The 2,347-nt window shown below is 42.9% G+C and carries 1 protein-coding gene; it reads right to left on the reverse strand.

The window, feature by feature from the left end:
- On the reverse strand, positions 1-2,139 hold a 2,139-nt coding region (locus PCORN_RS17720), incomplete at its 3' end, for a BspA family leucine-rich repeat surface protein (protein WP_149024414.1).
- Positions 2,140-2,347 lie beyond the last annotated feature (208 nt).

Below are 2,347 nucleotides of genomic sequence, written 5' to 3' on the forward strand. Positions count from 1 at the left end.
GGTATCCCAGCTTCCTACATCCACACTCGTCAGTCCACTTGCTCCATAAAACATACTATTCATAGTGGTCACGTTTGAGGTATCCCAGCTTCCTACATCCACACTCGTCAGTCCACTTGCTTCAGAAAACATATAAGACATATAGGTCACCTTCGAGGTATCCCAACTTCTTACATCCACACTCGTCAGTCCACTTGCTCCAGAAAACATATTATTCATAGCGGTCACGTTTGAGGTATCCCAACTTCCTACATCCACGCTCTTCAGTCCACTTGCTCGAGAAAACATACTAGTCATATAGGTCACCTTCGAGGTATCCCAGCTTCCTACATCCACACTCGTCAGTCCACTTGCTCCAGAAAACATTAAAGCCATAGTGGTCACGTTTGAGGTATCCCAGCTTCCTACATCCACACTTGTCAGTCCACTTGCTCCAGAAAACATCCAATCCATATCGGTCACCTTCGAGGTATCCCAACTTCTTACATCCACACTCGTCAGTCCACTTGCTCCAGAAAACATATCAGACATATCGGTCACCTTTGAGGTATCCCAACTTCCTACATCCACGCTCTTCAGTCCACTTGCATTGAAAAACACATTAGACATACCAGTCACGTTCGAGGTATCCCAACTTCCTACATCCACGCTCTTCAGTCCACTGGCTACATAAAACATATTATTCATAGTGGTCACCTTCGAGGTATCCCAGCTTCCTACATCCACACTTGTCAGTCCTCTTGCTCCAGAAAACATCCAATCCATATCGGTCACCTTCGAGGTATCCCAACTTCCTACATCCACGCTCTTCAGTCCACTTGCTCCAGAAAACATACTAGTCATAGTGGCCACCTTTGAAGTATCCCAACTTCCTACCTCTAGCGATGCCAAACTGCTTGCTCTTGAAAACATATGACTCATATTGGTCACTTTTGAGGTATCTAATAGTCCTAATCCCTGGATGGTTTCAAGCCCTTTCAAATCTTGAAATAATCCATATGACTGCGGATTTCCTACGACAGACTTTGTAAACTTTATAGTTTGAATCGTTGCTCCTTCTAGCCTTTCATCTTTTTGTACACTTAGAATATTTGCAGGATAAGGATTGGTTGAAACGGGGAAAGCCCCACCACCAAACGTTAATGTTCGGCTGGATGCTTCCCATGTCCATGGCACCGTTCCGTACATTCCAGTAATTGATTCCTCTTTCACAGTCTGTGTCGCAGATACAACGTACTTCCCATTCACACGTAATGCCACTTCAATGACATCGTTCTGTTGAAGCTTCCCAATGGTATAACTAAAATCCCCCGTTTCATCCGATGTAATGGTGGCTTTCACGATTCCATTCAAACTCACACGAATCAAATTATTAAATAGGGTGGTCTTCCCCTTTATTACCGTATGGGTCTCCTCTATTTCCTGTAGCGTGATAGCTGGAACAACTCCATTATCTATCACAGTCACTTCTTTCGCGCCAGTGTATGTGCCATTTATTTTCATCTCCGCTTTCACCACGTCGTCCGCTACTAATGTACTATTATTATAGGTGAAATCGCCTTGCTCATCCGTCGTTAAGGTCGTTTTCGCCACCCCGTTTACACTCATACGTATCGGTGTTTTCGGTAATGTTGTCCTTCCAACCACTTTCTTCTCTTTTACGGTTACGGGTTGAAGTGTGAGTTCATTTTTGGCTGGTGCCACAACAATGACTTCCTTCGCTCCGGTATATAATCCATCTACTTTTATTTCGACTCGAACAATATCCCCTTCGATTAATCGACTATTTTTATACGTGAATACGCCTTCCTCGTCCGTTACGATAATCGTCTTGAGCACACGATTTACTTGCACACGAATACTTGTATTCGGTTGTAGCGTAGCCCCTGTTACTTTTCCATCCCCGACTTGAACAGGATGAAGAGATAAGCTATTCGCCGCCTTGGACGTCGTTACTTTCGTTGGTATCGCCGATACGTTAGTAGTCTCTATATTCGCATCCTGTGTCGTTTTGATCTTATCTGCGGTTTCTGTCGTTGCCGCGGATACAAAATCGACGCTATTTCCTATCGGCGAGATAATGCTTCCCACTATAAACCCTGCGACCACCAATTGTCTGATCCATTTTTTCGTCTTCATCTCATCTTCTCCCTTTTCTAATAATATGTAATAATCAGAAAAAATACTCTAATTACCCTATTATATATTATCATGTTTTGCTCAACATTTCACCTAATATCCGAAAACATTTCCTTTTATTTAGGTATATGTTAAGAAAATAGCTAGATTATGTGAATAGTACTACAAAAACGGATCTCCCACCATGTCTTGCAAGAGATCGTTTTTG

The sequence above is a fragment of the Listeria cornellensis FSL F6-0969 genome (assembly GCF_000525855.1).
GTDB lineage: Bacteria > Bacillota > Bacilli > Lactobacillales > Listeriaceae > Listeria_A > Listeria_A cornellensis.